The 26,469-nt window shown below is 34.1% G+C and carries 27 protein-coding genes; 2 read left to right on the forward strand and 25 right to left on the reverse strand.

The window, feature by feature from the left end; genetic code table 11:
- Positions 1-12: 12 nt before the first annotated feature.
- The 14 genes from CALKRO_RS07365 to CALKRO_RS07430 all read right to left on the reverse strand — a co-directional run bounded on the left by CALKRO_RS07365 (position 13) and on the right by CALKRO_RS07430 (position 14,584).
- Positions 13-519 (reverse strand): CarD family transcriptional regulator, encoded by a 507-nt coding sequence (locus CALKRO_RS07365; protein WP_013430412.1) that lies wholly within the window; start codon positions 517-519, stop codon positions 13-15.
- Positions 520-601: 82 nt separating this feature from the next.
- Positions 602-1,939 carry an LCP family protein gene (locus CALKRO_RS07370; protein WP_013430413.1) on the reverse strand — a complete coding sequence of 446 codons (1,338 nt, stop codon included), beginning with the start codon at positions 1,937-1,939 and terminating at the stop codon, positions 602-604.
- 31 nt (positions 1,940-1,970) lie between these two features.
- Positions 1,971-3,071 carry a glycosyltransferase family 4 protein gene (locus CALKRO_RS07375; protein WP_013430414.1) on the reverse strand — a complete coding sequence of 367 codons (1,101 nt, stop codon included), beginning with the start codon at positions 3,069-3,071 and terminating at the stop codon, positions 1,971-1,973.
- Between the two features lie 2 nt (positions 3,072-3,073).
- A complete protein-coding gene (locus CALKRO_RS07380; RefSeq protein ID WP_013430415.1) occupies positions 3,074-4,357 on the reverse strand; it encodes an O-antigen ligase family protein in 1,284 nt (427 codons plus the stop codon).
- The gene (locus CALKRO_RS07385) at positions 4,341-5,531 is read right to left on the reverse strand and encodes an O-antigen ligase family protein (RefSeq protein ID WP_013430416.1); all 1,191 of its coding nucleotides are present in this window, start codon (positions 5,529-5,531) and stop codon (positions 4,341-4,343) included. The genes CALKRO_RS07380 and CALKRO_RS07385 overlap by 17 nt, the downstream gene beginning before the upstream one ends.
- On the reverse strand, positions 5,497-6,237 hold the full coding sequence (locus CALKRO_RS07390; RefSeq protein ID WP_013430417.1) for an acyltransferase: 741 nt from the start codon (positions 6,235-6,237) through the stop codon (positions 5,497-5,499). The genes CALKRO_RS07385 and CALKRO_RS07390 overlap by 35 nt, the downstream gene beginning before the upstream one ends.
- Positions 6,234-7,358: a Gfo/Idh/MocA family protein gene (locus tag CALKRO_RS07395; RefSeq protein WP_013430418.1), complete on the reverse strand. Its 1,125-nt coding sequence runs from the start codon at positions 7,356-7,358 to the stop codon at positions 6,234-6,236. Before CALKRO_RS07395 ends, CALKRO_RS07390 begins: the two co-directional genes overlap by 4 nt.
- Before the next feature lie 27 nt (positions 7,359-7,385).
- A complete protein-coding gene (locus tag CALKRO_RS07400; RefSeq protein WP_013430419.1) occupies positions 7,386-8,699 on the reverse strand; it encodes a nucleotide sugar dehydrogenase in 1,314 nt (437 codons plus the stop codon).
- Positions 8,699-9,808: a DegT/DnrJ/EryC1/StrS family aminotransferase gene (locus CALKRO_RS07405; RefSeq protein ID WP_013430420.1), complete on the reverse strand. Its 1,110-nt coding sequence runs from the start codon at positions 9,806-9,808 to the stop codon at positions 8,699-8,701. Before CALKRO_RS07405 ends, CALKRO_RS07400 begins: the two co-directional genes overlap by 1 nt.
- A 43-nt stretch (positions 9,809-9,851) precedes the next feature.
- Positions 9,852-10,637: an LPS biosynthesis protein gene (locus CALKRO_RS07410; protein WP_013430421.1), complete on the reverse strand. Its 786-nt coding sequence runs from the start codon at positions 10,635-10,637 to the stop codon at positions 9,852-9,854.
- 18 nt (positions 10,638-10,655) lie between these two features.
- Positions 10,656-11,543 (reverse strand): ComEC/Rec2 family competence protein, encoded by an 888-nt coding sequence (locus tag CALKRO_RS07415; RefSeq protein WP_013430422.1) that lies wholly within the window; start codon positions 11,541-11,543, stop codon positions 10,656-10,658.
- 32 nt (positions 11,544-11,575) lie between these two features.
- The gene (locus CALKRO_RS07420) at positions 11,576-12,580 is read right to left on the reverse strand and encodes an electron transfer flavoprotein subunit alpha/FixB family protein (protein ID WP_013430423.1); all 1,005 of its coding nucleotides are present in this window, start codon (positions 12,578-12,580) and stop codon (positions 11,576-11,578) included.
- A 36-nt stretch (positions 12,581-12,616) separates the two neighbouring features.
- Complete coding sequence (locus CALKRO_RS07425; protein WP_013430424.1) at positions 12,617-13,405, reverse strand: electron transfer flavoprotein subunit beta/FixA family protein; 789 nt, start codon at positions 13,403-13,405, stop codon at positions 12,617-12,619.
- A 33-nt stretch (positions 13,406-13,438) separates the two neighbouring features.
- Positions 13,439-14,584: an acyl-CoA dehydrogenase family protein gene (locus CALKRO_RS07430; protein ID WP_013430425.1), complete on the reverse strand. Its 1,146-nt coding sequence runs from the start codon at positions 14,582-14,584 to the stop codon at positions 13,439-13,441.
- A gap of 189 nt (positions 14,585-14,773) precedes the next feature.
- Here CALKRO_RS07430 and CALKRO_RS07435 point away from each other — a divergent pair, with 189 nt between their 5' ends.
- Positions 14,774-15,976: a nucleotidyltransferase gene (locus tag CALKRO_RS07435; RefSeq protein ID WP_013430426.1), complete on the forward strand. Its 1,203-nt coding sequence runs from the start codon at positions 14,774-14,776 to the stop codon at positions 15,974-15,976.
- Here the strand turns inward: CALKRO_RS07435 and CALKRO_RS07440 are convergent.
- Positions 15,965-16,723: a patatin-like phospholipase family protein gene (locus tag CALKRO_RS07440; RefSeq protein WP_013430427.1), complete on the reverse strand. Its 759-nt coding sequence runs from the start codon at positions 16,721-16,723 to the stop codon at positions 15,965-15,967. The genes CALKRO_RS07435 and CALKRO_RS07440 overlap by 12 nt on opposite strands.
- Positions 16,724-16,790: 67 nt before the next feature.
- Here CALKRO_RS07440 and CALKRO_RS07445 point away from each other — a divergent pair, with 67 nt between their 5' ends.
- Positions 16,791-17,768, forward strand: a complete 978-nt coding sequence (locus CALKRO_RS07445; RefSeq protein ID WP_013430428.1) for a nucleoside recognition protein — start codon at positions 16,791-16,793, stop codon at positions 17,766-17,768.
- Here the strand turns inward: CALKRO_RS07445 and CALKRO_RS07450 are convergent.
- The 10 genes from CALKRO_RS07450 to CALKRO_RS07495 form a co-directional block, all read right to left on the reverse strand.
- Entirely contained in the window at positions 17,763-18,221 is a 459-nt protein-coding gene (locus CALKRO_RS07450) for an ATPase (protein WP_013430429.1), read from the reverse strand. The two genes, CALKRO_RS07445 and CALKRO_RS07450, sit on opposite strands and share 6 nt — an antisense overlap.
- Positions 18,221-18,727, reverse strand: coding sequence for a pantetheine-phosphate adenylyltransferase (gene coaD / locus CALKRO_RS07455; RefSeq protein ID WP_013430430.1), 507 nt, complete (start codon positions 18,725-18,727; stop codon positions 18,221-18,223). The genes CALKRO_RS07450 and coaD overlap by 1 nt, the downstream gene beginning before the upstream one ends.
- Entirely contained in the window at positions 18,724-19,278 is a 555-nt protein-coding gene (gene rsmD / locus CALKRO_RS07460) for a 16S rRNA (guanine(966)-N(2))-methyltransferase RsmD (protein ID WP_013430431.1), read from the reverse strand. The genes coaD and rsmD overlap by 4 nt, the downstream gene beginning before the upstream one ends.
- Positions 19,279-19,401: 123 nt before the next feature.
- Positions 19,402-19,599 carry an alpha/beta-type small acid-soluble spore protein gene (locus CALKRO_RS07465; protein WP_013290621.1) on the reverse strand — a complete coding sequence of 66 codons (198 nt, stop codon included), beginning with the start codon at positions 19,597-19,599 and terminating at the stop codon, positions 19,402-19,404.
- Between the two features lie 96 nt (positions 19,600-19,695).
- On the reverse strand, positions 19,696-21,735 hold the full coding sequence (recG, locus tag CALKRO_RS07470) for an ATP-dependent DNA helicase RecG (protein ID WP_013430432.1): 2,040 nt from the start codon (positions 21,733-21,735) through the stop codon (positions 19,696-19,698).
- A gap of 7 nt (positions 21,736-21,742) precedes the next feature.
- The gene (locus tag CALKRO_RS07475) at positions 21,743-23,383 is read right to left on the reverse strand and encodes a DAK2 domain-containing protein (RefSeq protein ID WP_013430433.1); all 1,641 of its coding nucleotides are present in this window, start codon (positions 23,381-23,383) and stop codon (positions 21,743-21,745) included.
- A 21-nt stretch (positions 23,384-23,404) separates the two neighbouring features.
- Positions 23,405-23,755, reverse strand: a complete 351-nt coding sequence (locus CALKRO_RS07480; RefSeq protein ID WP_013430434.1) for an Asp23/Gls24 family envelope stress response protein — start codon at positions 23,753-23,755, stop codon at positions 23,405-23,407.
- Between the two features lie 12 nt (positions 23,756-23,767).
- A complete protein-coding gene (locus CALKRO_RS07485; protein WP_013430435.1) occupies positions 23,768-24,352 on the reverse strand; it encodes an ECF transporter S component in 585 nt (194 codons plus the stop codon).
- Between the two features lie 24 nt (positions 24,353-24,376).
- A complete protein-coding gene (locus CALKRO_RS07490; RefSeq protein WP_013430436.1) occupies positions 24,377-25,078 on the reverse strand; it encodes a pseudouridine synthase in 702 nt (233 codons plus the stop codon).
- A gap of 2 nt (positions 25,079-25,080) precedes the next feature.
- Entirely contained in the window at positions 25,081-26,448 is a 1,368-nt protein-coding gene (locus CALKRO_RS07495; protein WP_013430437.1) for an RsmB/NOP family class I SAM-dependent RNA methyltransferase, read from the reverse strand.
- Positions 26,449-26,469 lie beyond the last annotated feature (21 nt).

The following is a 26,469-nucleotide window of genomic DNA, read 5'->3' on the forward strand; positions in this document are numbered from 1 at the left end:
AAAACTTCCCCCTTACTCTGCCGTCTCAAGCTCAAATAAAATGTTATCAACCATCCTCTCGACTTCTTCAATGGCAAGACCTTTCGCAAGCCCAAGCTCACTTACTAAAATCTGTTTTGCTGTGTTGAACATCATCTTTTCATTTGTCGAAAGTCCTTTTACCTTTTCTCTCATTGCAAGCATCTTTAAAACTTCTACTACACAGTAAATATTCCCGCTCTTTAGCTTTTGCTGATTTTCTCTTATTCGCTTGTTATAATTTCCGCAGCCATTTATGTCAACCTTAAAACTGTTATCTTTCAAAAGCTCAAATACTCTGTTTGCTTCCTCTTCAGATATCACGTTACGAATACCAATCTCTGACGCGCTTTTGACAGGAACTAGTACCTTCATTCCATTGTACAATATCTTTACCACATAATACTTCTGAACACTATCGAAAACCTTCTCCTCAACTATCTCAACTATCCTGCCTGCTCCATGCAAAGGGTGTATTATAGTATCTCCCACCTTATACATTCATTGCCACCCCATGCTATCTTACAATAACTTTACATAAATAAAGTATATCCAATTTAAAAGTTTTTGTCAAAAATTCTTACTATCTGTCTTGACTATAAACATCGCTATTTACATCAGTGGGTGTAGAAACTGAAGAACCTTTTTGGACAGAAGATAACTGTTCTTGTTTTTCGTACAATCCCTGCTGTCTATTTTCGGGTGGCAAGGTTTGCTTACTTTCCAGTTCTTGTGAAGATTGCTGAACTGTTGTATTATTATCAACAGTTGAAAAAGTTTCTGAATTTTGTACAGGCAAGGAAGTATCAATTGAACTACTTTGCTGAGTTTGTTCTTCTGTTTTTTTCTGGTTTTCTTGGTTGGTAGTCTGTAAATTTTGATTTATAGTTTTCTTGGAAGAATTAGTATTTTTATGTTTTACAATACGTGGTACATATTTAAATCTTTCAGGAAGCTGAAGGTCTATTTCAATGTCATAGCCAAGTAGGTCCTTTACAAGCTTTTTTATCCCTTCATAATCTGGTTTCCAGTAGCTCACTCCCGCATAGTTAAAATAAGTGCCAGGAATACTCTCAAATACCATGTCTTCTTTATTTATGCTCTGGGCAAAATAAGCAAGCGATGTTATCTGTTGAAGAGAAAGATTAGTAAAAAAGTGTTTTCTTATCTTCCAATATATTTCTGGCAATTTTATTATCTTATTACTCTCTTTCAGCTGTTGGAAAACCGAAAGAATTAATTCTTTGTCTCTTTTTATTCTGTCAATGTCACCACCTGGAGTTTTTCTCCAAAGAGCATAATAAAGAGTTTCTATGCCATTCAGTTTTTGATACCCCGGTTTTAAATTAATGTCCACCCACTTTGTCTTTACCCTCACTGGCACCTCAACATTGACATAAACACCTCCCAATATGTTTACAACTTTTCTTATAGCATCAAGGTCAAATCCGACATAATAATCTACCGGCATCCCACCCAAGAGCTTACTCACAGTTTCCATTGTATATATAAAACCTTCTTTTTTTTCTCCTCCTCCATAACCAAATGCACTATTAATCTTATCCCATTTTTCAACTTTGTATATTTGTGTAAGTGTATCTCTTGGAATAGAAATTCCTTTAACTTTTTTATCTTTGAAATTAATGTTTATAAACAGAATTGTGTCTGTTCTGTGCATATCGTACACTGTCCTGTTGCTTGCCTTGTCAAGTCCAACAATCAAAATATTTACACTATTGTAGTCAAAAGGATATTTTAAAGAAGAGTTTTTTGACACCTGTGATTTTTTCGTGAAAACCCTCTCAATATGTTTTGCATCAATAACAAAAACTTTGTAAATATACCCACCCACAGCTATGCATATAATCAAAATCGAAGCTATAATTGAAATCATAATCTTTTTTTTCCTTGCTTTTTCCATACCAATCTTGTTTCCCCTTTCCCCGCACTTTTCAATACCCTATAATTCTTTCATAAAATTGAAAAAGCTTTTCCTCTTCCTTTGCCCAGTTGTACTTTTCTATAAACGCCTTGTAACCATTTAATCCTTTCTTTATTATTTGGTCTCTGTTGTTGTAAAAAAATAATATAGCATTTTTGACATCCTGAATATCTGTAGGGTCAACTAAAACACCACAGTCAGCTTCTTCTATTATTTTCCTCCAAAGTTCAAAGTTCGAAGCAACCACAGCTACCTTTGCAGCCATGTACTCAAAAAGCTTCAAAGGAAGTGAAGTTTTATACCGCGAAAGAGGCAAAAGAGTTACAAACCCAACATGAGAACCTTTTAGAATTCCTTGAATATCTTTTTTAGGCACTCTTCCCCATATCCTTATTCTTTCATCTTCGTATTTCTTTATCTCTTCAAAGTACTTTTGATTTTCAGCAGGACCAACAATGTCTAAGCTTATGTCAAGTTCGTGCAAACTTTTCACTGCCAAAATCAAATTTGTTATCCCTCTGCTCTGCGAAACGCTTCCTATATATACAAGGTTTAAGGTTCCATCAACAGCAACATCTTTTTCGCTCAAAAATGAATCATAAATGGGGTAATTTTTGATAACCTCCTTGTTCTTGCAATTAAATTTTAAATATATGTCTTCTGTAACAGTCACAACACCGTCCAAAAGTCTGCTTATAGTCTTTTCTAATAGATTAAAAAAAATCGAGAATATTGTAGAAAATGGCTCTGGAAAATATCTTCTGTCCTTGAAAGCTAAAGGATAGTCTTCATGTACGTCATATATTACTTTTTTCCTCAAAAAAAACTTAAAATATAAAGACAAAACCAAAAGATCAGGATCATGAAAATGAATAATATCAGGTTTAAATTTATTAATTATCTTTATGATTTTTAAATAATTTTTATATCTTTTTGAACGGGGCAATTTTGGAAGTCCAAAAATCTTTATTTTGTCAACTTCAAAAAATTCCTTGTCCGCAACAGCACATAGAGCTGTTTCGTACTTTTTCGAAAGACTCTTTGTTATTTTGTTAAACACTCTTTCATCATCCCATGGATGAGCAGATGACAAAACCAGCACCTTTTTCAAGCTCAAGACTCTCCTTTTTCTTCTTTTGACTTTGCTAAAACAAACAGCGAAAGTGCAAATATAAACCACATTACCCTCATCTCTATCATCTTCGATGAACTTACACTTGATATAAAAAATGCAGAAATAGAGCTCATTAAAGAGACTGCAGTCATACTTAAAGCACTATTTTTTTTTCTCATTTTGAAAAAATTATAAAGTAGATAAAATATCCAAACAAGATACAAGATAAATATTACTGCACCGTAACATACAAGAACATCCAAAAACCAATTATGAAGTTCAATATTTACAGTATACTGTTTCACCTTTTCCATCAAAACCCTACTATTGCCAGAACCAACACCAAAAAAGAGGTAGTCGTATAAAAACGAAAGACCATACACAATCAAAAGCTCACGCCGTACATTAGAGGAAAGAGAAGTCTGCGAAAAATCAGCAAGCGAAGAAATCTGAATTTTTATCATTTCAACTGCCTTATTAAACGCTCCAAAATCCAGTCTAAAACCTATTATAAGCATTAAAAAAATTAAAAGTATAGCTCCATATTGTAGAAGACTCTTTTTCAGGTCTTTATCTGTTAAAAGAAAATAAATAATCAAAGTTATCAAAAATCCTATGTAATTTGCCCTACTTGTTGTAAGAATTAAAAGAGGAATAGCCAAAACTGTGCCTAAAAAGGCTGCCCATTTTCTGAAAAAATTATTATTCTTCTTGTTTACTGCAATGGCTAAAATAAATGGCAAATATAAAACCAAATATGTTGCAAAATCGTTTGGATTTGTAAAAAAGGTTGAGGGTGTTCTATGAAGATTATATAAAGGTACCTTAGATGTCCACAAATGTTTGTCAGTAATTACTTCGAAATAGCCTACAGCAAGATGGATGATAAACGAGATCAATATTATGCTTTCAAAAACATCCCATCTAAGATATTTTGAGTAATACATAAATATCAGTATCACAAATATATTGATGGTTAAAAAAACCTGGTCCCTCACTGCACTTTTTATATCCTGAGCCCATAAAAAACTTAAAAGTGAGTAGGCACACCACCCTATTAGAAAAAAAGTCGAAAAGTTAAGAAAACTCTTCAGCTCAATTCCATTTAATATTATGTCGATAAAAATGAGAAAAAACAATAATGCCAAAAACACTCTATATGCAAACAGGTAACTTAGTTTAGGATACGCAAGAGTACTCCCGAAAAAACCACTCAAAAAGGTCAAGTACAAAATAGCTGGAATAACCTGCTGTTTCAATCTAATTCTAAATGTATTTTCCATCTATAGCTCTCCACCTTTTTAATCTGTAAATAGGCAAGAAAAGATAAAATGTATATAGCATGTTAATTAATAGCATTCTACTATTTGTAATTTCAGCCATATCAAACATTTGAAAAATGGTAATAAGAATAAATCCAATAAGAATATTTCTATCATATTCTTCTTTGTGTTTAAAAAAATTATATGCAGAAAGAAAAACTGAAAAATAAACTATAAAAACTAAAATCATATATCCTATTATACCATATTCAATAAGGACATTTAAAAATAAATTATGTGCCGAGTGAAGGGCAACTATACCAGGCGCTTTTAACTTTCTAAAAAATAGCTCAAATTGACCTGCGCCAATTCCTTCAAACAGGCTTCTATGTGAAAAATATCTCAAAACAAACTCAATCACAAAAACTCTCTGCCCAACAGCCGTTTTAGGATTTGTTACATCATTTATGCTTGGAATTCTGTAGAGAATTTTTGGAAGGAAAATAATTAATATACCAGCTACTGCCAAGAAAACCTTTAAGATATTTTTCTTAATAAGGTAAATATTTATAAGAAAAAACTCAAATATATATACTACAAACCCTGTCCTTGAACCAGAAAGTAAGACTTCTGTAAATATTAAAAGTGATATCAAAAGTTTTGACTTTTCGTCTTTCAACTTGTTTACCACTAACGGGTAAACCATAACTAAAAAAAACGCAAATGTGTTTGGATTAAAAAAGATTGAAATAGTTCTCTCTCTCAAACTTTTGAAAGCTATATAGTACAAAAATTCAAAAATACACACAACTGAAGCAATTGCTAATAAAAACAACCATATTTTTTCTATTTTCAAAATAAAATTTTCGTTACATGAAATGAGAAAGACATAAAACAATGCTGGGAATACAAAAGCATTTATTATACCTATAATAGCCTTGTCCTTGTTTAAACTTACATTTAGTAACAAGAGAGAAATCAATGCAAGGCTTACATAAAAAAACATAGGAACAAAATTCAAAATATCAAATCTTATTTTTGGTTTATAGATATAAAAGGATATAAAAAATAACGCTAACAAAAATAAATATACAGGAATATATGAATACCTAACAAACTGCACAGTAGTAGCAACACCTGCAGCAACCAAAAATTCATACTTATTGGTTTTCAAGTAACTGTTCAGCCGGTACATCTTTTATCTCCCTTGCAGGATTTCCCACAACAATTTTTCTTGGCATGACATCTTTTGTAACAACGCTGCCAGCACCAACAAATCCTTCTTCTCCAATCACTTTTCCAGGAAGCACGGTGGCATTTGCACCAATTCTGCCACCTCGTTTTACTGTAACACCTTTGAAATACTTTACCCTATCCTTCCCTCTTCCCGCAAAATTGTCATTTGAGGTCACAACACACGGTGCAATAAATGCCCAATCCTCAATTGTTGAAAGTGCAGTAATATATGCATTTGTTTCTATTTTACAATAACTACCAATAGTTGTCTTATTTTCTATGCTAACACCACGACCTATAATGGTTTGCTCACCAATACTTACATTTTCTCTTATTGTCACAAGATCAGCTATAAAGACATTGTCTGAGATTACAGCACCCCTGTAGATTATGCTATTTGCTCCAATCTTGACGTTGTTACCTATTTTAGCGGGTGGAAGAACAATTTCTTCTGTGGTCTTGCTCGCAATAGCCTTTTGAGGTGACTTTCCTATAATTGTCCCGTCAGAAATTTCGACATTGTCACCTATAATACTTCCTTTTTTTATAATTACATTGTGACCAATTTTGCATCCGTTACCTATCTTAACATCATCTTCTACCACAACAAAATAGCCTATTTCCACGTCCTCGGCTATTTTTGCTTTCTCACTTATAAATCTCATCTTACCAACCTCTGCCTTTCATAAGCTTTTTTCATATCCATTGTCGAAAAGTTAGTAAGTGGCAGTTTTATTGGTCTTTTTTCAATTGCAGATTTATAAATACCCAGGATTATCTCAAGCGACTTTTTACCTTCCTCTCCAGTTACCAGTGGATTTTCTCCTCTTTTGATGGCTTCAATAACATTCTTGATAAAAGGAGTGTGACCAAACCCGTATACATTGTCTGGATTTTCGGTAAACTTTTCTAAAGCCTCTTTTTCATCCTCATCAGGCACACGCCACACAACAATTCTGTTAACCGATGTACCACCAAGCACTGCTGTTCCTGTTTGACCAAATACACTGAGCGTCTCTTCCAAATTTGAAGGCCAAACACATGTAGTCCCTTCAACAATACCTCTTGCCCCACTTTTGAATTTCAAGATGGCAAAACCTGTATCCTCTGCTTCAATAGGTCTTAAAAATGTTTCTATGTCACCATAAATCTCGTCAACCTCAGAACTTATTATCCATTGCAAAAGGTCAATGTTGTGGGTGCATTGGTTCATAAGCGCACCGCCATCTTGTTCCCATGTTCCTCTCCAGCTATCTTGCCTGTAATATTCATCATTCCTATTCCATCTAATGCTTGCAACGGCGTACAGTATCTTACCGAACTTGCCACTGTCAATAGCACTTTTAAGTTTTTGCACACTTTTGTTAAACCTGTTTTGCAAACATACACTAAGTACCTTCTTCTTTTCTCTTGCTTTTTTAATCATCAAATCTGCATCTTCTAACGAAAGTGCCATAGGCTTTTCTACAATCACATGCTTGTTAAAATCTAAAGCAACAAGTGTTTGCTCAGCATGGCAGCCACTGTATGTCGCTATATCAACTATGTCACATTCTTGTTCTTTTAACATCTTTATATAATCTGTATATATGGGTATATCCTTTTTTATTTCAATTCCTTTGGTTGCAAGTAGTTCATAATACTTTTGTCTTGTCCTCAAAGCTTTTTGGCTATCTAAGTCACAAAAACCCACAACCTCAAGCTGGTCATAGTTGTTAGCATAAGCCTCAGCATGTTTGAATGATATTCTCCCACACCCAACAAGACAAATTTTTAACTTCTCCATCAACAAATCCTCCATTACGTTGAATTTTTATAGTTTATAAACCTTGTCAGATTTTATACCTTTTGTAGCGTTTCTTGTATCAAAAATGAGATTAGCATTCTCTACGATAATCTTATAATCATATTTTGAGTGGTCTGTTGTGATAACAACTATATCATATTTTTTGAGCGACTCTGCTGTAAAATCTACCGAGAAATATTGTTTGCCATTATAAGTAAAACTCGGTACATATGGGTCATTGTATTCTACCTCTGCATTCTCTTTTTCAAAAATCTCAATAATTTTCAATGCAGGTGACTCTCTTATATCATCAATATCTTTTTTGTATGCCACACCTAAAATTAAAATTTTTGAACCGTTCAAAGGTTTTTTGAATTTGTTGAGAATTTTCATAACTCTTTCAACCACGTACTCTGGCATATAGTTGTTTATCTCGCCAGCTATTTCAATAAGTCTTGTATGATAATCATATTCGCGTGCTTTCCAAGTAAGATAAAATGGGTCAATCGGTATGCAATGGCCACCAAGCCCCGGTCCGGGATAAAATGCCATAAATCCGTAAGGCTTTGTTTTTGCTGCTTCAATTACCTCCCAAATATCAATGTTCATCCTTTCACATAAAATAGCCATTTCGTTTACAAGGGCAATGTTTATATTTCTGAAGGTGTTTTCCAAAATCTTTTCCATTTCTGCAACTCGTGGAGAGCTAACCTTGAATACCTCTCCTTCTAACACATTCTCATAAAGCCTTGCAGCTATTTCAGTACATGTTTTTGTCACACCACCAACAACCTTTGGTGTATTCTTTGTGTTATACACCTTGTTGCCCGGATCAACTCTTTCAGGTGAAAAAGCTAAAAAGAAATCCTCACCACATTTTAATCCACTTTCTTCTAAAATAGGTTTTACTACTTCTTCAGTTGTCCCTGGATATGTAGTACTCTCTAAAACAACCAACATCCCTCTGTGAAGGTATTTTGCAATCTCCCTTGTAGAATTTACAACGTAGGAGATATCTGGTTGTTTGTATTTATCAAGTGGAGTGGGAACACATATAGCAACAGCATCAATATCACCAATCTTGCTGTAGTCAGTTGTAGCAAGGATTCTACCTTCTTTTACAAGATCAGCAAGTTCTTTGTCCACAACATCGCCTATGTAGTTCTGACCTCGATTTACCATGTCAACTCTTTTCTGCTGTATATCAAATCCAATAACCTTGTATCCTGCTTTTGCTTTCTCGACAGCAAGTGGAAGTCCCACATACCCAAGTCCTACAACTCCAATTACTGCTGTTTTGTTCTCAATCTTCTCAAGAAGTTTTTGTGCAATTTCATTCATTATAAACTCCCTCCAAATTGATTTATTGAAGTTGTTATATACTCTATTTCTTCATCAGTCAGTTCAGGAAACATTGGAATTGCAAATGACCGTCTGCACAGCCTTTCGGCAACCTCAAAATCACCTTCTTTATATCCCAAAAAGCTCAAAGCTTTGGTAAGATGTAATGGCACAGGATAATATATGCCTGTTGCAATTCCTTTCTGAGCTAAATATTCCATTATAAGATCTCTGTTTTCATGTTGGAGAATATATAGATGATATATGTGTCCAAACTCAAAATTATTGCACTTTTTTGGGGTAACAAGCCCATCGAGCTTTAGCTCTTGAGAAAACTTTTGAGCTATTTCTATTCTTCTGCTATTCCAACTGTCAATATATTTGAGTTTAACAAGAAGTATTGCTGCCTGCACTTCGTCAAGCCTGCTGTTAAATCCTATCATCTCATTGAAATACTTCTTTTTAGAACCATGCTGTCTGAGCATCCTTGCTTTTGAGGCAATCTCGTCAGAATCTGTTACAATCAGACCACCGTCGCCAAATCCGCCTAAGTTCTTTGTAGGAAAGAACGAAAAACATCCCACATCTCCAATTGTGCCTGCTTTTTTCCCTTCAAATTCGGCACCAAATGCCTGGCAGGCATCTTCGATAATATACAAGTTATACTTTTTGGCAATTTGTAATATTTTCTTCATGTCACACACTTGACCAAATATATGAACAGGAATAATAGCTTTTGTGCGCTCAGTAATCTTTTCTTCTATCTTTTCAGGGTCTATGTTGTACGACAGAGGGTCAATATCAACAAAAATCGGCTTTGCGCCCACTCTCACTATTGCCTCAGCTGTTGCAAAAAAGGTAAAAGGAGTTGTTATGACCTCATCACCTTTTCCTATACCAAGACTTTCAAGTGCTATGACAAGGGCGTCTGTTCCATTTCCAACACCTATTGCATGTTTTACATTCAGATATTCAGCACACTTTTTTTCAAACTCTGCAACTTTTGGTCCTAAAATATACTGTCCGCTTTCAAAGACTTCTTTCACACTTTCTATTATTTCCTGTGAAATGCTTTTGTACTGTCTTTTCAAATCAATAAGCGAAATCATTTTTAAGCCCTCATCTCCATTCTAATTTTTATATTTGAAAAATCTATAAATTCTGGATAATATATTTTCTCTCTCTATATATTACATACAAAATTGCTAAAATCACACCTGCCATCATTCCTGCAACAACTCTTAAAGCCTTTTCAAACTTGCTACCAGCAGACTCATATACCTTTACTTTCCCATATTGATAAATAGCACTTTTTAAATCAATCACTCTGTTAAAATGACTATTTACCCATTTTATAAGATTTATAGCAGCTGAAATTTGACTTAGCTGTTCTTGTTCACTTGAAGTTAAACTGGTTTTTTCATATTTACTTCTTTCAAGCAAAAGCTCATCCAAAAGTTTTTGAGCAGCTTCCGACTTACCTTTTAAATCTGAGATTACCTGGTTATCCAAACTTTTGAGATATTCATTTAGCATATTCTGAGCAGCAGTCTGTGAATCTGCAACAGCTTTAACAACAACATAATTTATCCCACTCTTCGAAGCTTTAGGTTCAATAAAAACCCCAAATCTCTCATCTTCACCATATCTGCTTGTGACATAGTCAATAAAAGGAGGGTTTAGTGCCACCATCTCTAAATATTCTTTATTTAAATCCAATGAAGTTATATTAGAATACAAACCCTGTACCATATTTGAAACATTAGGTGATGAAGTATTGAAGTTGAACGGATTTAAAAGATTATTATCAAGTCTTAGATTTGTCTCAGCCGTCCACAAGGTTTTTGTAAAAAATTGTACAACCACAGCTGATAGTATCAAAAATAATATAACTATTACTACTATATCCTTAACTCTCTTCTTGAATATATAAATCATTTTTGGCTTTTCTCCTTTCTATCTCTGAGTAATGAGTTTTAATGAGCCATCTGGGAATATCAGTGCAGCAATGTTGCCATTTTGTTCTGTTGTAAATATTTTAACCTTAAACTTCTCTAACCTCTTTATTGTGGATGAGTGCGGATGACCGTAAGGATTGTCTTCCCCCACACTTATGATAGCAATTTTGGGATTTACCTTTTCCAAAAACAAACTTGAAGTTGCAGCATAGCTTCCATGATGAGAAACCTTCAAAACATCTGCCTTTATATCATGAACATTCCTTACTATGTCATATTCCACATTCTGTGAAATATCGCCAGTAAATAACACCCTTTTTCCCGCAAATTCAAGCATGACAACCACACTTGAATCATTCAAATCATCATAATCTTTAAGAGGTGACAAAAAAGTCAACGTAACACCATTTAATTTCAGTCTATCAAATGGTCTTGCAATTGAAATCTTTAGGTTCTTTTTCTTCAGTGCGTTTAGCATATCCTCAAATGTCTGAGTATTTGTTGTTTTATTTGTTGTAAAAAATCTTTCTATGTCATATTTAGAAATAATCTTGTCCATATTGCCAATATGGTCCTCATGCGGATGAGTTGCAATCACTACATCCAATTTTTTGACATTTAATTTATCTAAGATTTGTAAAATATCCTGTTCAGCAGAATTCGGTCCTGAGTCAATCAATACAAACTTATTTTCGGGTGTTTTTATCAGTATACTATCTCCCTGACCCACATCCAAAAAAAATACACTACATACTTGCTTATCTAAAAACTGGGCTGAATTTGTTCCCCAAAAGTCAGAAGTTTGAAATAGATACGAACATCCACTTAATAAAAGAAAGAAAGCAATTGTTATTAAAAGAACATATACTGAAAATTTTCTTTGCATTACTTAAACTTCCTCCAGTGCACATCAAAAAATCAGCATCCTTTGAGCCTACTTTTAAAAGCTTTTATAAAACTTTTCATAACAGAGGTAGCGTCTGCTACAATCCCGTAATGAGCAATTTTAAAAATTTGCGCATCTTTGTTTTTGTTAACTGCTATTATGAGTTTTGGATTGCCAATCCCACAAATATGATGGGCTGCACCCGAAACACCAAAAGCAAAATATATCTGTGGTGATACAATCTTTCCACTTTGACCAATTTGATATTCTTTGTCAACCCAGCCCATGTCAACAAGCGGCCGTGTAACACCCACTGCACCGTTTAATATATTTGCAAGTTCAAAAGCGTACTTTAAATTTTCCTTATCTTTAATTCCTCTTCCTACACCAATAACTATTTTAGCACTTTCAAGTTTGTTATCAATATTATGAGCTAAATTTTTTTCAATAACTTTAATTTTACCAGAAAAAGGTTCAACATTTTCAAAGAGAGTATTAATTATCTCCACCTTATTATCAATGGTCTCAAAAGAACATTCAGTTACATTTTTTATTTTTAAAGTAGCAAATACAATAGATGAATTTTTGACTAAAATCTCAGCGTCTATATTTCCTGCATATGCAGGCTTCAAAAAACTATATTTGTAAGTACTCTCATCAAAAATAAGGTCTGTACAATCAACAGCAAACCCACATGAAAAACGTGCAGCAACTCTTGCTAAAATTGACTTTGTAAATTCGCTTGATGTTGAAATGACGGCATGAGGTTTTATTGTATTTATATGCTGTGTTATAGCTTCGATGTAAGGCCATTCCCAGTCTGAAAAAAGTTCATTTTTACAGATAACAATTTGACTTAATGGAAGAGTCTTTAGGAAATTGATATCCTTATCTTCCACTTGTCTATTCGAATATAGGTATAAAATAATTTTTTTATCTTTAACTGTAATTCTGCTCTCAATGAAAGAAAGAAAAGAAGCAAGTTGTGAGATTTCATCAACATGATAAATTGCCGGTACAAATATCACATGTTCCATTTTTCTTTTTTATCCCCCTTATGAAACTGAAGTTTTTTATAAGAATCTCATAACAAGGTTAGCTATACACTCTATTTGAGCATCTTCAATATCTTCATAGATTTCACATTTAACATCCTCAAAGCTTTGTTCAACAAACCTATTTACCGAGGTTTTTGAACCTTCTGCTCCTACTTTGCTAAAATCAAAGTTTTCTAAATCATCTAAACTAATAATTTGAGGAGTATAAGAAAGAGCTTTTATCATTAAGCTCAGTTTTGGAAGTCTAAGAAATACACTATCTTTCTTAACAGAAACCAGTGCTGGTAGTTCAACCTTAAGCTTAAATAGTTGATTTTTAAATTTTCTTTCAATTTCAACGTGTTGCAAATCAAAAACTTTTATATTAGTCGCAAATGATATGTGAGGAATATTAAGATACTCTGCTATCTGAGGTGGAACAATAGAGGTCTCACCATCTAAGGAAGACTCTCCACACAGTATCAAGTCATAATTACCAAGATTTTCAATAGCCTTTGCCAGCGCATACGCAGTAGAATACGCATCAGAACCAGCAAGTCTTTTATCACTCAAAAGCACACAGCTGTCACAACCAACCTCTATAAGTTCTTTTATTTTGCTTTCACACTCAACAGGACCCATTGAAAGGGTTGTGATATGAACATCTTTATTAACATCTTTTATTCTAAGAGCAAATTCTAAAGCGCTAAGGTCAGCAGGATTGTTCATCAAATGCTGAGCATTTCTCTTTATTGTTTTAGTCTGAACATTATACTCCACTTTTTCCGGGTCTACTACTTGTTTTATACATACAAGAATTTTCATCTTTCAAAAACTCCTCCTCAAGTCTTTAGGATTTTAATACTCTTTTATGATTTCAGAGGCAATAATATTTCTCTGAATTTGATTTGCTCCTTCAAATATCTGAGTCACTTTAGCATCCCTCATCATCTTTTCAACCGGATAGTCTTTAACATATCCATTTCCACCCATAATTTGAACGGCATCAGTAGTGACCTTCATAGCAACATCAGATGCAAAAACTTTGCACGCTGAAGATTCCTTTGAAAAATCCTTTGCACCACTATCAATCATTCGGCATGTTGAATAAAGCAGAGATCTTGCAGCTTCGATGTTTATGTACATGTCAGCAAGCATATGCTGAATTGCCTGAAAGGATGAAAGAGGTTGTCCGAACTGGACTCTTTCTTTTGCATATCTGATTGCATGCTCATAAGCACCTTGAGCAATCCCAACAGCCATTGCAGCCACTCCAGGACGTGTCCTGTCAAACGTCTTCATTGCAATAATAAACCCTGTCCCCTCACGACCTAAAAGATTTTCCTTGGGAACTTTACAATCTTCAAATATAAGCTCTGTGGTAGAAGATGATCTTATTCCCATCTTGTCCTCTTTTTTACCACAATAAAACCCTTCATATCCCTTTTCTACAATGAAAGCTGAAATTCCGCGCGGTCCTTTTGATTTGTCGGTTACTGCAAATACCACATACACGTCAGCTTCACCGCCGTTTGTTATCCAGTGCTTGCTACCATTTAAAATATAATAATCTCCTTTTTTCTCTGCAGTTGTCTTTATACTGCTTACATCGCTTCCAGCATCAGCTTCTGTCAATGCAAACGCGGCTATCAACTCTCCTTTTGCTATCTTAGGTAAATACTTTTTCTTTTGTTCTTCTTTACCATAAAGAATTATGGGATATGCACCCAGAGCTGTTGCAGCGTATGATACCGCAACACCTGCACAATTTCTTGAAAGCTCTTCTACAACAAGGCACATTTCCATAACACCGCCACCAAACCCACCGTACTCTTTAGGAATGTATACACCAGTGAGCTCTGTGTATGCTAAAAGGTCCAATATATCTCTTGGAAATATGCCTTCTTTGTCATATTTTATTGCAACCTTTGACACGTATTCATCTGAAATCCTTTTTGCAAGACTCTTTATAATCTTTTGTTCTTCACTTAAAAAATATTCCACCTTAAAAATTCGCCCCCTACTTTTGCAGTATTCTTCTTCATAGTTTATCAGATGAAATTCTTTATTGTCAAACATTCATACAATTTTTGCATTATTGAGTTTATTTAGTAACAATAATTATTGTATTTTGTGACTATTTTTTGATATCATACTTCATATAAAAAAACTGTCCTGAGGAAGGGTTACAAAATGAGAGTTGCTGGTATTATAGTAGAATATAACCCTTTTCACAATGGACACTTATACCATTTGCAAAAGACAAGAGAAATAACAAATGCAGACATAGTTGTGGGCGTAATGAGCGGTAACTTTATTCAAAGAGGAGAACCTGCAATTGTAAATAAATGGGCAAGGACAAAGATGGCTATTTTAAACGGGGTAGATGTCATCTTTGAGCTTCCATTCGCATATGCCTGCAACAGTGCTGAAATATTCGCATATGGTGCAATATCCATTTTAAACCAGCTTGGCGTTGACTTTATTGTTTTTGGCTCAGAATGTGGTGATATAGACAAGCTTAAAGAAACTGCTAAACATTTAGCATTTGAAGAAGATGATTTTAAGTCAAGTTTGAAAAGTTATTTGAAAGAAGGGTATTCCTTCCCAAAAGCTCGTGAACTTGCTCTTATAAAAACATGCAAAACCAATATTGAATTTTCCTCTAACAACATACTTGGAATTGAATATATCAAATGGATTTATAGGCTAAATTCAAAGATTGAACCATTTACTATAAGAAGGATAGGTGCCTCTTATAATGACCCCAACCTCACACAAGACATGTACGCTTCAGCTACTGCTATAAGAAGAAACATAAATAACCTCCAGGCAATCAAAAATAAAATGCCATCTGTTTCTTATGAAATACTTGTAGAAGAATTTGAAAGCGGAAGAGGACCTGTAATTCTTGAGGATTACTTTAAGCTTTTTATCTACAACGCTATCGTTGTACCAGATTTTCTGAAGGACAAAATTGATGTCAAAGAAGGGATTGAAAATAGATTTGAAAAGTACATTTTCAATTCTCCATCAGCTAAAAATCTTCTTGAAAATGTAAAAACTAAAAGGTATACCCTTACAAGACTTCAGAGAATATTCATACACGCTATTGTGAGAAACAATCTTGATCAAAAAACTCTTCTTTCCATTACACCTTATGTAAGAATTTTGGGATTCAACCATAAAGGAAAAGAATATTTAAATAAAATAAAAGACAAAATTGAGTACATCACAAAACTTAATCAGCAGTGGTTAAAAAACCCTCAATACAAAGAGCTTCTTGAACTTGAAATAAGGTCTTCAAGGCTACATGCACTGCAATATAAAGATTTTCACAAATATCTGCTGATAGAATTTAAATCATCTCCTATCTATATCAGTTCAAGAAGCTAAATTCTTTAAGTTTTCTAACTCCTCTTCTGCCCTTTTCTTTCCTCTTTGATACGCCTTTTCTACATCAGCAAGGGTATATGGATTTATATCTTCAAGATTAATTTTTATGAGGTAATCAAAGTACCCCTGCTTAAGTCTGAGTATCTCTTCACCCATAATATCAATGGTAGTCATTATCATTTCAAAGATATTTTTAGGTTCTTTGAGCGAACTTTTACCTGAAACATCCACACCAACTACGAACTCGCAACCATTTTCTTTTAAAACCTTTCCCGGCACTTTGTCTACTACCGCTCCATCAACCAGCACAGTATCCCCTATTTTATACGGTGGAAGAACCCCCGGAATGGATATGCTGCTTCTTACAGCATCATATAAACTTCCCTCGCTGAAGACCACCTGCTCACCTTTTAAAAGGTCTGTTGCAACAACATAAAACGGATATTTCAAATCTGAAAATCTTTTATCTCTCAAAAAAAGCTTTAAAATCTCTTCAATATTTTTACCTGAAATAAGAGCATTTCTTCTTACTTTAAAATCTAAAAGTATATCGTTTCTTATTTGCTTTGCAACTTTATATATAAGGTCAAGATCATATCCAAGACAGTAAAATGCACCTATAACAGCACCAATGCTTGAACCTGAAAAAGCTTCAAATTTGAACTCCTTTCCCAAAACTTTTATAACTCCTATATGTGCAAATCCTCTCATTGCACCAGAACCAAGTGCAAGCGAAACTTTTTTCATTTTACCCTCCATACAGCAATATTATTTTAAGTAGAACACTATTTAGCTATGTATTGGAGCAAAAGACTTGAGAAAGATATTTAATTTTACCGTAATAATATTATGTATACTTTATTTTTTATCCATGTTCTTAAATCCTCAACTTATCATACAATCAACAACAAAATCAGTAATCATATGGTGGGAAAAAGTCCTGCCTTCTCTTTTTCCATATTTTTTGGTTATAAATGTACTTATAGAATCAAAACTAATAAGCCATATTTCAAATATATTCTTTTTGCCATCCAAAAAGTTATTCAAACTTTCACCAAATGGCTTATTAACAATGTTAATAGGAATGCTGACCGGATATCCTGTCGGTAGCAAGATGGTATGTAACTTATATAGCCAAAAATTAATCAGTAAAAACGAAGCTATAAGACTCCTTTATTTTGTTAACAACTCTGGACCTCTTTTTATCATTGGAACGGTTGGAATCAATCTGCTCAGTTCTAAAAAGTATGGATATATCCTATTTTTTGCCCATATACTCGCAAGTTTGATAATAGCTTTTTGTACTTCTCGATTTGCACAAAGTGAAATACTGTCAGCTTCAGAACTTTACAAACCTTTAAATTTTGATATTGGCAAGGTTCTATCAAAATCCGTAAAAGATTCAATTGAGTCCATACTTATTATAGGGGGTTTTATAACTCTCTTTTTCAATTTAAATAACATCCTCGACTATTTTAAAATTTATCATTTAATATGTAATCTCTTGAAATTTGTAGGTGCAGATGCTACTTTAGTAAAAGGACTTTTATACGGATTTTTTGAAATAACAAACGGCTGTGTACAGATTAATACAAACCCTCTTCCTGTCTGGCAAAAATTGATAGCATCTGAACTTATTATTTCCTGGGGCGGACTTTCGGTACACTTTCAAACAATATCCTTTTTGAGCGCAGCAGGTTTGCAATCTTTCCACTATATTATTGGAAAATTAATTCAGTCTGCTTTATCTACAGCTCTCATTACTTTAATTTTTATAATTTTATCGCTATGAATTTTTCTGCCTAATTTGGTCAATATTGTCATTTAGTTCTTTTACAATATTTTCAATTGTTTTCTTTGTCTGTTCCAAAAGCTCAATGGTATAACTCTGGGCCATGAGTCTATACTCTTTTGCATGTTCTTTTGCTTTTTGGATAATCTCCTCTGCTCTCTTCTCTGCTAATTTGACAATCTCTGTCTCATCTACAAGCCCTTTTACCTTGCTCTCTGCATCATTTATGATTGCTTCTGCTTCCTTCTGAGCTCTCTCTAAAATTTTCTTCCTCTCTTCCTTTGCCCACTTGACTTGAGAAAGTTCCTGCGGCAGCAAAAGCCTTATTTCTTTTATTATCTCTAATAGCTCATCCTTTTCTACCATAACCTTTGATGTAAACGGTATTGATTTGCTATTTTCTATTATTTCCTCCATTCTCTCTAAAAGCTCCAATATACTCAGTTCACTCATCACTTATTTTCCTCCATTTCCGCATATTTCTTATTCAACTTTTTCATTACCTTTTTAGCGATCTTTTCAGGAACTAAGTCTTCTATGCACCCTCCAAATCTTGCAACTTCTTTAACCATACTTGAACTGAGGTATGAATACTTGCTGTTTGTCATCATAAAAATTGTTTCAATCGAAGGTTCAAGTTTTTTGTTCAAAAGTGCCATCTGAAATTCATATTCAAAATCGGATACTGCCCTCAATCCCTTTACTATAACCTTAGCATTTTCTTGTTTCATGAAATCAATTAAAAGACCTTTAAAAGCTTTTACCTCAACGTTCGGCAAATGTTCTGTTGTCTCTTTTAAAAGTTCAACCCTCTCTTCAATGTCAAACACAGGTGTTTTATTTGGATTGACCAGAACAGCCACAATTAATTTATCAAAAATTTTCGAAGCCCTTTCAATTATATCAAGATGACCATTTGTAACAGGGTCAAAACTTCCTGGATATACTCCTATTTTCAACTTCTTTTACCCCCAAAACAGAAAATTGTAATTTTAGTATCACCATATTCTCTCTCTCTCAAAATAGAAAGGTTTTCATCTTCATATCGAAACTCTAAATTAGATTCAATAATTATAAGACCATTTTCACTTATTCTGCTATTTTCTATTATTTCAGAAATACACTCTTTTGCATAACCAGACTTGTACGGCGGGTCTAAAAAGATAATATCAAATACTGGACAGTTTGTAGACTTTAAAAATCTTATTACATCACCTTTTATTATCCTTGCCCTTTTCAACAAATCCAAATTTTTAAGGTTTTCCTTTATTAGATTAATGCACCTCACATCTTTTTCAACAAATGTAACTTCTCTGACACCTCTTGACAAAAACTCAATCCCTACATTTCCCGTCCCTGCAAAAAAATCAGCTACAATAAGGTTTTCATTCAAAAAAGGTGCTATCATATTAAAAATAGCTTCTTTTACTCTATCTGATGTGGGTCTTAACCCTTCAATATTTGCACTTTTTAATTTTCTACCTTTTTGCTGGCCACTTATAACCCTCATTTTTTAAGCAACTTCTTACAATTTGTTTATATATTGATTATATAAAAATCCCTCTAAAAAAACAACAACGAAGAGACTCAAAAAGTCCCTTCGTTGTTGGTAAATTTTAAACACCTCGCGGGGTTATTTGCCTGCTGCTCTATTTTCATAATCCTGAATCATTCTCTTTACCATATAACCACCAATTGAACCTGCCTGTTTTGCTGTCAAATCACCGTTGTAACCTGGTTTGAGAGGTACTCCAATTGAACTTGCTACCTCCGCCTTTAACTGGTCAAGAGCCTTTGTGGCTTCCGGAACAAGCTTTCTATTTCTTGCCATGGCCTTCAACCCCCTTTTTTGTTTGAGACTTTTCTTTTTTCACTATTTAATATGCTCACTTTTAAAAAAATTATAACAAGAAATATTTGAAAAGGGTTAAAGGCCAATATTTTCTATATTATTGTAAAATTGTTTATTGATTTTCTCTAAAAGTTTATTATCAACAAGATTAAGTCTAATGGTTTCTTCTGCAGCAATTCTTGCTTGCTTTAAAATATCCATATCATTTATGATATCGGCTACTTTAAAGTTCATGATACCATGTTGTTTTGTTCCAAATAAATCACCAGGTCCTCGAAGTTTTAGGTCCATTTCAGCAATTTCAAATCCGTTCTGACTTCTTGTTATAGCTATCATCCTTTTTTTGGCAATCTCTGAATCGCTTTGATTAAACAAGATACAGTACGACTGGTACTCGCCTCTGCCAACTCGCCCCCTAAGCTGATGCAGCTGAGCAAGTCCAAATCTTTCAGCATTCTCAATCACCATAACTGTGGCATTTGGAACGTTTATTCCAACCTCAACAACTGTAGTTGAAACTAATATATGAATGTGTCCATCTTTAAAATCATTTAAGATTTTGTCTCTCTCTTTTGCAGAAAGTTTTCCGTGTAAGCAAGCTACATTGTAGTCTTTAAAAAATCCTTCTTTCAAAGATTTTGCAAATTCAACCGCCGATTTTGCATTCAAAGTTTCTGACTCTTCAATCAGAGGACATATCCAGTAAACCTGCCTTCCTTCGTCTAACTGTTTCTTTATGAAATTGTACACACGCTGGCGAAAACTCTCATCAACAGCGTATGTCAAAATTTTTTTTCTGCCGGGAGGTAGCTGGTCAATAATAGAAATATCAAGGTCTCCATGCAAAACCAAACTCAAAGTTCTGGGTATTGGAGTTGCTGTCATAACAAGAATGTTCGGTGAACTTCCTTTTTTTGTAAGCTCTACCCTTTGGATAACTCCAAATCTGTGCTGTTCATCAGTAATTGCCAAGCCAAGGTTTTTAAATTTTACATCATCTTGGATAAGTGCATGGGTTCCAATGACCATTTTGCAAAGTCCATGTTCAAGCTCTTTTAAGATTATTTCCTTTTCTTTTTTTGGAGTTGATCCAATTAGAAGTCTTACATTGAATTTATTATCAAAGTATTTTTTACATTCGTTATAATGCTGCAAAGCTAAAACCTCTGTTGGTGCCATTAGTGCAACCTGATATCCCGCTTTAATTGTTGCATACGCGCTTGCCAAAGCTACAACCGTCTTTCCGCAACCCACATCGCCTTGGATAAGCCTGTTCATCTGTTTTGTACTTTCTAAATCCTGTGCAATCTCTGCCAATACTCTTTTTTGTGCATCAGTTAACTCAAACGGAAGAAGCTTTTCAAACTCTTTTAAGCTACTTTGCACATTTTCAATTTTTATTCCTTCGTTTTTTTCTATGTTTTCTTTTAGAAGCAAAAGGGAAAGCTGAAGAAGATAAAACTCTTCAAACACAAGTCGTTTCCTTGCAAGTTCTAAACTCAATTTGTTTTCTGGAAAATGAATATTTTTTATTGCAAAATTGATTTCACTCAAATTATATTTTTGCCTTATATAAGGCGGAATTATATCTATAAGCATTCCATCAACTTGCTGCAAAAGATTGTTTACAATATTTCTAATCACCTTTTGTGAAAGACCTTCAGTAGAATTATATACAGGAACAATCCTACCTGTATGAATAAGATGTTGGTCATATTTCTCAAATTCAGGATTTTTCACTTCAATATAAAAGCCTTTTCTCTCAATCTTCCCAGAAAAGCAAAAAACCTCTCCTTCTTTCAAAACGTTTTTTATATAGTCCTGGTTAAACCATACAGTTGTAACAACCCCAGTACTATCCTCAACAGGAATTTTTATTATCTTTACTGACCTTGTTTCTATCTCCAAAGGTTTGCCTGCAACCTTTGCAACAAATGACTCTATCTCACCATCACAAAGCTCTCTTATTTTCTTTAGTCTACTATAATCAAGATATTTTCGTGGTATGTGCCAGAGCAAATCCTCGGCTTTTTTTATACCCAGCTTTTTAAATAGCTTTTCTCTGTTTTCTCCAACACCTTTTAAGAATCTTATGTCTTTTTCAAGAACATTCATTTTACCATCACATCTCAGCTACAATAATTAATTGATAAATTTCATTTCCACTTTCATAGCTCTCAATGTCAATTTTCGGGTATATTTCTTGTATGTTTTTAACAAGCACCTCTATATCTTCTAAGGCTACACCTTTGCCATAGTAGATACTCAAAATCTGGGTTGTAGAATCAACAATCTTTTCGACACAAGCCAAAGCTACTTTTAACATATCTTTGTCACATGCAATTATTTCCTTTTTGGAAATCCCTATAAAATCGCCTTCTTCAATCTCAAACCCGTTTATTTTTGTATTTCTCACTGCCTTAGTTATTTCTACAACCTTTACTGAGTTTATAGCTTGCTGCATGAGCTTTATATTTTCTTCAATACTCTTGTTCAAATCAAACTTTATCATTGCAGTAATGCACTCAGGAATATTGGTTGTCTTCATAATCACTATATTTTTATTTGTATTAATAAGCTGTAAAGAAAGCTCTGCTGACATAATCACGTTTTTATTGTTCGGGAAAATAAATACATTTTTGGCTGGTACATTCTTTATAGCATTTACAAAGTCCTCAGCGCTTGGATTCATAGTCTGTCCGCCTTCAATTACAAAATCAACACCCAAGCCTTTTAATATTTCATTGAATCCTTCTCCTTGTGATACAGCTACAAAACCATATTCCTTTATAATAACTTCAGCTTGTGTTTGAAGTTCTGTCTCATGGTTTTCTCTTTTACTTATAAACTCCTGGTGCTGATATTTCATATTATCAATCTTTATATTTATAAGCTCACCATATTTCAAAGCCTTTTCTATTACCTTGCCAGGTGAATTTGTATGAACGTGTGTTTTGAGAATGTCGCCATCTTGGATTACAATAATTGAATCACCAATTGTCTCAAGATATTCCTTAAATTCTTTTTCAATATTCTTTTTCAAACCGGTAATAAAAAACTCTGTACAGTAAGTAAACTTAATATCTTCAGGTTTAAAAGTGAGGGCTGTATAAACTTCCTGCTGTGATGGCTCTTCAAATACCATTCCTTCTTTTAAGAATTTATACATCCCTTCAAAAATTATTACAAGACCCATACCGCCACTGTCAACTACATTTGCCTCTTTTAAAATAGAAAGCATCTCTGGTGTCTTTGCAAGCCACTTCTTCCCGCTTGAAACGCACACTTCCAGCAAATCCTCTATTTCACTCACAATGCCTTCTGCCACTTCTTTTTCAACATCCTCTGCAATCCCGCGTGCAACTGTGAGCATAGTGCCTTCTGTAGGCTTCATCACTGCTTTGTAAGCACTTGCAGACGCAGATTTTAAACAAGCAACAAATGTTGGTGTATCTATAACATCTTTGCCTTTTAGCTCTTTGGCAAATCCGCGTAAAAGCTGAGAAAGAATAACACCAGAATTACCGCGTGCACCTTTTAAGCTGCCAAACGCAACTGCATTCATAAGTTTGTCCACATTTTCGAAAGTCTTTCCATTTATTTCTTTTATGCTGCTGTCAAGAGTGGCAGACATATTGGTGCCTGTGTCACCATCTGGTACTGGAAAAACGTTTAATGAGTTTATCTTATCTATGTGCAATTTTAAATAATTATTTGCAGCTTTTAACATATCTTTTAACACATCTGCAGTTAAAAATTTCATAGTCCAATCCTCCTCAGCAAGTTACAAACGAATACCATCTACAAAGATATTTATAGTTCCCGGCTTTAGACCTGTGTATTTTCCAATAGCATATGAAACTCTTTCTCTGATATTTTCAGCAACAACAGGAATTCTGGTGCCGTACTCCACAATTATGTGAATATCAACGTTGACAATACCATTTTCTGCCATAACCTTTATACCTTTTTGCAAGTTTTCCCTGCCAAGAAGTGTAACTATCCCGTCTGCTACACTTTTTGATGCCATACCAACAACACCATAGCTTTCCATACACGAAAGCCCTATTATTGTAGCAATGCAATCATTGGTAATCTCTATCTTTCCAAATTCATTTTCAAAATAAACACCCATAATTTTCATCTCCTATCTTTTTACAATCTTCGACAACCTTTTATAAATAACAAAAGTAACCACTGAAATTATTGTACCTTTTACCAAATTAAATGGAATTATTGAAAATAAAATCAATGTAAACTTATCTGTCACAAGACCATTTACCTTTGAAGCAATTTTTACTATCTCTGAGATTGGAAATTTCAAAGCATTTTCGTAAAGAGGGAGAAGCACAAAGTAGTTTAGCAAACCGGCCCAGACAGAAAATGCAATGGTAGAAATAATAAGAGCTACTGCAGCACCTCTTTTAGTTCTATTCTTGGCATATATGTATCCTGCAATGTACACAAAAAAGCCGCCAATCATAAAGTTAGCAAATTCGCCTATTCCGACCGTTTTGGTAACAAACAGATGAAGTACATTTTTCAAAAATTCAACACCCACACCCCAAGCAGGTCCAAGAGCAAATGAAATTATCAATGCTATACAGTCACTAAAATCAAGCTTTAAAAACTCCGGAAATATCCCTAAAGGAAATTCTATTAGCATTACAACAAATGCTAAAGCACCAAAGATTGAAACCTTAACAAGATTTTTTAACTCAACCTGTTTCATCTTTCAATTACCTCTCCTCTCTTTTTACTTACCAAACACCAAATAAGCCTCTTCTTCTTTCATCACCCTGTATTCACCCGGTTTTAAACTTTGGTCTAAATTAAGACCTCCTATTCTCAGACGTTTTAGGTCCACCACCTTATTTCCAATTGCTTCGAACATCCTTTTAACTTGATGATATTTACCTTCATATATACACAATTTGACTGTGGTACTATCAATAATAGTATATTTTGCAGGAAGTGTCTTATAACCATCATCTAAGATAATACCATTTTCAAACTCTTTCAGCTTTTCCTCATCCACCTCTTTTTCAAGCCTTACTAAATACTCTTTTTCAATTCTTTTTTTGGGTGAGATAACTCTGTGCGTATATTCACCATCATCTGTAATTATCAAAAGACCTTCTGCGTCTTTGTCAAGTCTTCCAACTGTATGCAAATCTCGATACTTTAAATCATCAGAAATAAGTGAAAACACTGTAAGTGATGCCAGCTCTTCATTTGAGCACACATAACCTTTCGGTTTGTTCATCATGATATAAATCTGTTTACTGAACTTTACAACTCTGCCATCAACTTCGACTATATCTTCTTCAGGATTAATCTTAAAATCAACTTCAACTATTTGTTTCCCATTTACAGTCACAATTCCTTCTCTTATTAACTTTTTAACCTGACTTCGTGAACCAAAACCACAGTGAGTCAGAAACTTGTCAAGCCTCATTTTTATTCTAATCTCCATCCTTTTGGGAAATAATTTTTTATTATATGTCCCTCTGCTTTACCCCATCCAAGAGTAAAGCCATCTACACATATCCCTACAAATCCATTTAGATTTTCTTTGTTCTCTATCGTCTCGCCTTTTAAATACCTCCACAGCCTTTCATCTTCTTGAGAAAAGTTAATAGCAACCTTGAGATTTTCGCACTTTAAACTCGCAATCAAATGAGCAGAAGGATAAAATCTTCCTTTGTAAACTTCTCCAAGCAAAAGACCATTTCGAATCGGTGTTATTTTATCAAAAGGTCCGTCAAAACCCAAATACAGTTTGTTTGCTTTTTTATAAAACACCCTATCTTTAAAGTTACTTAAGTCTATGTTCAAGTATTTATTACAAAACTTTTCGAAAATTTTTAAATCCTCACTGTCCACCTCTAATCTTTGTGGCTGAAAAGTCCACTCAAATCCACTTTCTCTCGCCTTTCTTAACTTGCAAATAAAATGTCCCTCGCCTCTGACCCTATGCGGGTAAATTCTCACCGCTTTTTTCAAATTTTCATTGCCATTTATCTCAATTCCATCCGAAAAACCCTCATATTTTTTTATCTCAACAACCTCATAGTTTTTATGTTTTTTTAAGAACCAGTCAATAATTCCTTCATTCTCTTCTACTTCAAACGTACAGGTGGAATATACTATCTCACCACCCACTTTCAAAAGTTCATCCACCTCTGTCATTATACTTCTCTGCAGATTGACATACTTTTCAGGATGATTGGAAGTCCACTTTTTGGCTGCCGTTGGGTCTTTGCGAAACATTCCCTCACCAGAACAAGGTGCGTCAACTAAAATCTTGTCAAAATATGCACCATAGCTTTCCGCTATCTCTTTTGGTTTGTTGTTTAGAATGACAACATTTGTAAGCCCAAGATTTTCAACATTCTTTACAAGCGCCTTGATTCTTGATGGTTTTACATCATTGGATACAAGCAATCCATTTTGACCAAGTCTTGCTGCTATCTGAATGCTCTTTCCCCCAGGTGCAGCACACAAGTCCAAAACTTTTTCGCCTTCCTTTACATCCAAAGCCTCAACCGGAAACATGGCTGATGGTTCTTGAATATATACAAGCCCAGCAAAATAGTATGGGTGTTTGCTCAGTCTTAACTCTTCAGTGTAGTAAAAACCATCTTTACACCATGGAATTCTTTCAAATTCAATTCCTATTTTATCTATAAACTCTTCGACTGAAACTTTGGCAGTGTTGACCCTAAAACCTTTATAACTGTCAAAGTCATATATTTTTATAAACTGGTCAAATTCATCATTTAAAATCTCTTTCATTTTTGACAAAAATTCTTCTGGCAAATTCAATTTACAGTTAGCCTCCTTGTA

Origin of the sequence: Caldicellulosiruptor kronotskyensis 2002 (assembly GCF_000166775.1) — a bacterium.
GTDB lineage: Bacteria > Bacillota > Thermoanaerobacteria > Caldicellulosiruptorales > Caldicellulosiruptoraceae > Caldicellulosiruptor > Caldicellulosiruptor kronotskyensis.

Coding starts and splice junctions, on each gene's coding strand:
- CALKRO_RS07405 (WP_013430420.1), bottom strand. CDS start 9,808: ATGATTTCGCTTATTGATTTGAAAAGACAGTACAAAAGCATTTCACAG.
- CALKRO_RS07385 (WP_013430416.1), bottom strand. CDS start 5,531: ATGTACCGGCTGAACAGTTACTTGAAAACCAATAAGTATGAATTTTTG.
- CALKRO_RS07420 (WP_013430423.1), bottom strand. CDS start 12,580: ATGGAACATGTGATATTTGTACCGGCAATTTATCATGTTGATGAAATC.
- CALKRO_RS07370 (WP_013430413.1), bottom strand. CDS start 1,939: ATGGAAAAAGCAAGGAAAAAAAAGATTATGATTTCAATTATAGCTTCG.
- CALKRO_RS07490 (WP_013430436.1), bottom strand. CDS start 25,078: ATGAGGCTTGACAAGTTTCTGACTCACTGTGGTTTTGGTTCACGAAGT.
- CALKRO_RS07425 (WP_013430424.1), bottom strand. CDS start 13,405: ATGAAAATTCTTGTATGTATAAAACAAGTAGTAGACCCGGAAAAAGTG.
- CALKRO_RS07475 (WP_013430433.1), bottom strand. CDS start 23,383: ATGAAATTTTTAACTGCAGATGTGTTAAAAGATATGTTAAAAGCTGCA.
- CALKRO_RS07450 (WP_013430429.1), bottom strand. CDS start 18,221: ATGAGTGAACTGAGTATATTGGAGCTTTTAGAGAGAATGGAGGAAATA.
- CALKRO_RS07435 (WP_013430426.1), top strand. CDS start 14,774: ATGAGAGTTGCTGGTATTATAGTAGAATATAACCCTTTTCACAATGGA.
- CALKRO_RS07485 (WP_013430435.1), bottom strand. CDS start 24,352: ATGAAACAGGTTGAGTTAAAAAATCTTGTTAAGGTTTCAATCTTTGGT.
- CALKRO_RS07410 (WP_013430421.1), bottom strand. CDS start 10,637: ATGATTTATATATTCAAGAAGAGAGTTAAGGATATAGTAGTAATAGTT.
- CALKRO_RS07365 (WP_013430412.1), bottom strand. CDS start 519: ATGTATAAGGTGGGAGATACTATAATACACCCTTTGCATGGAGCAGGC.
- CALKRO_RS07415 (WP_013430422.1), bottom strand. CDS start 11,543: ATGCAAAGAAAATTTTCAGTATATGTTCTTTTAATAACAATTGCTTTC.
- CALKRO_RS07465 (WP_013290621.1), bottom strand. CDS start 19,599: ATGGCAAGAAATAGAAAGCTTGTTCCGGAAGCCACAAAGGCTCTTGAC.
- CALKRO_RS07380 (WP_013430415.1), bottom strand. CDS start 4,357: ATGGAAAATACATTTAGAATTAGATTGAAACAGCAGGTTATTCCAGCT.
- rsmD (WP_013430431.1), bottom strand. CDS start 19,278: ATGAGGGTTATAAGTGGCCAGCAAAAAGGTAGAAAATTAAAAAGTGCA.
- CALKRO_RS07395 (WP_013430418.1), bottom strand. CDS start 7,358: ATGGAGAAGTTAAAAATTTGTCTTGTTGGGTGTGGGAGAATATCATTC.
- CALKRO_RS07390 (WP_013430417.1), bottom strand. CDS start 6,237: ATGAGATTTATAAGTGAGAAAGCAAAAATAGCCGAGGACGTGGAAATA.
- recG (WP_013430432.1), bottom strand. CDS start 21,735: ATGAATGTTCTTGAAAAAGACATAAGATTCTTAAAAGGTGTTGGAGAA.
- CALKRO_RS07400 (WP_013430419.1), bottom strand. CDS start 8,699: ATGAATGAAATTGCACAAAAACTTCTTGAGAAGATTGAGAACAAAACA.
- CALKRO_RS07440 (WP_013430427.1), bottom strand. CDS start 16,723: ATGAAAAAAGTTTCGCTTGCACTTGGTTCTGGTGCAATGAGAGGATTT.
- CALKRO_RS07480 (WP_013430434.1), bottom strand. CDS start 23,755: ATGGGTGTTTATTTTGAAAATGAATTTGGAAAGATAGAGATTACCAAT.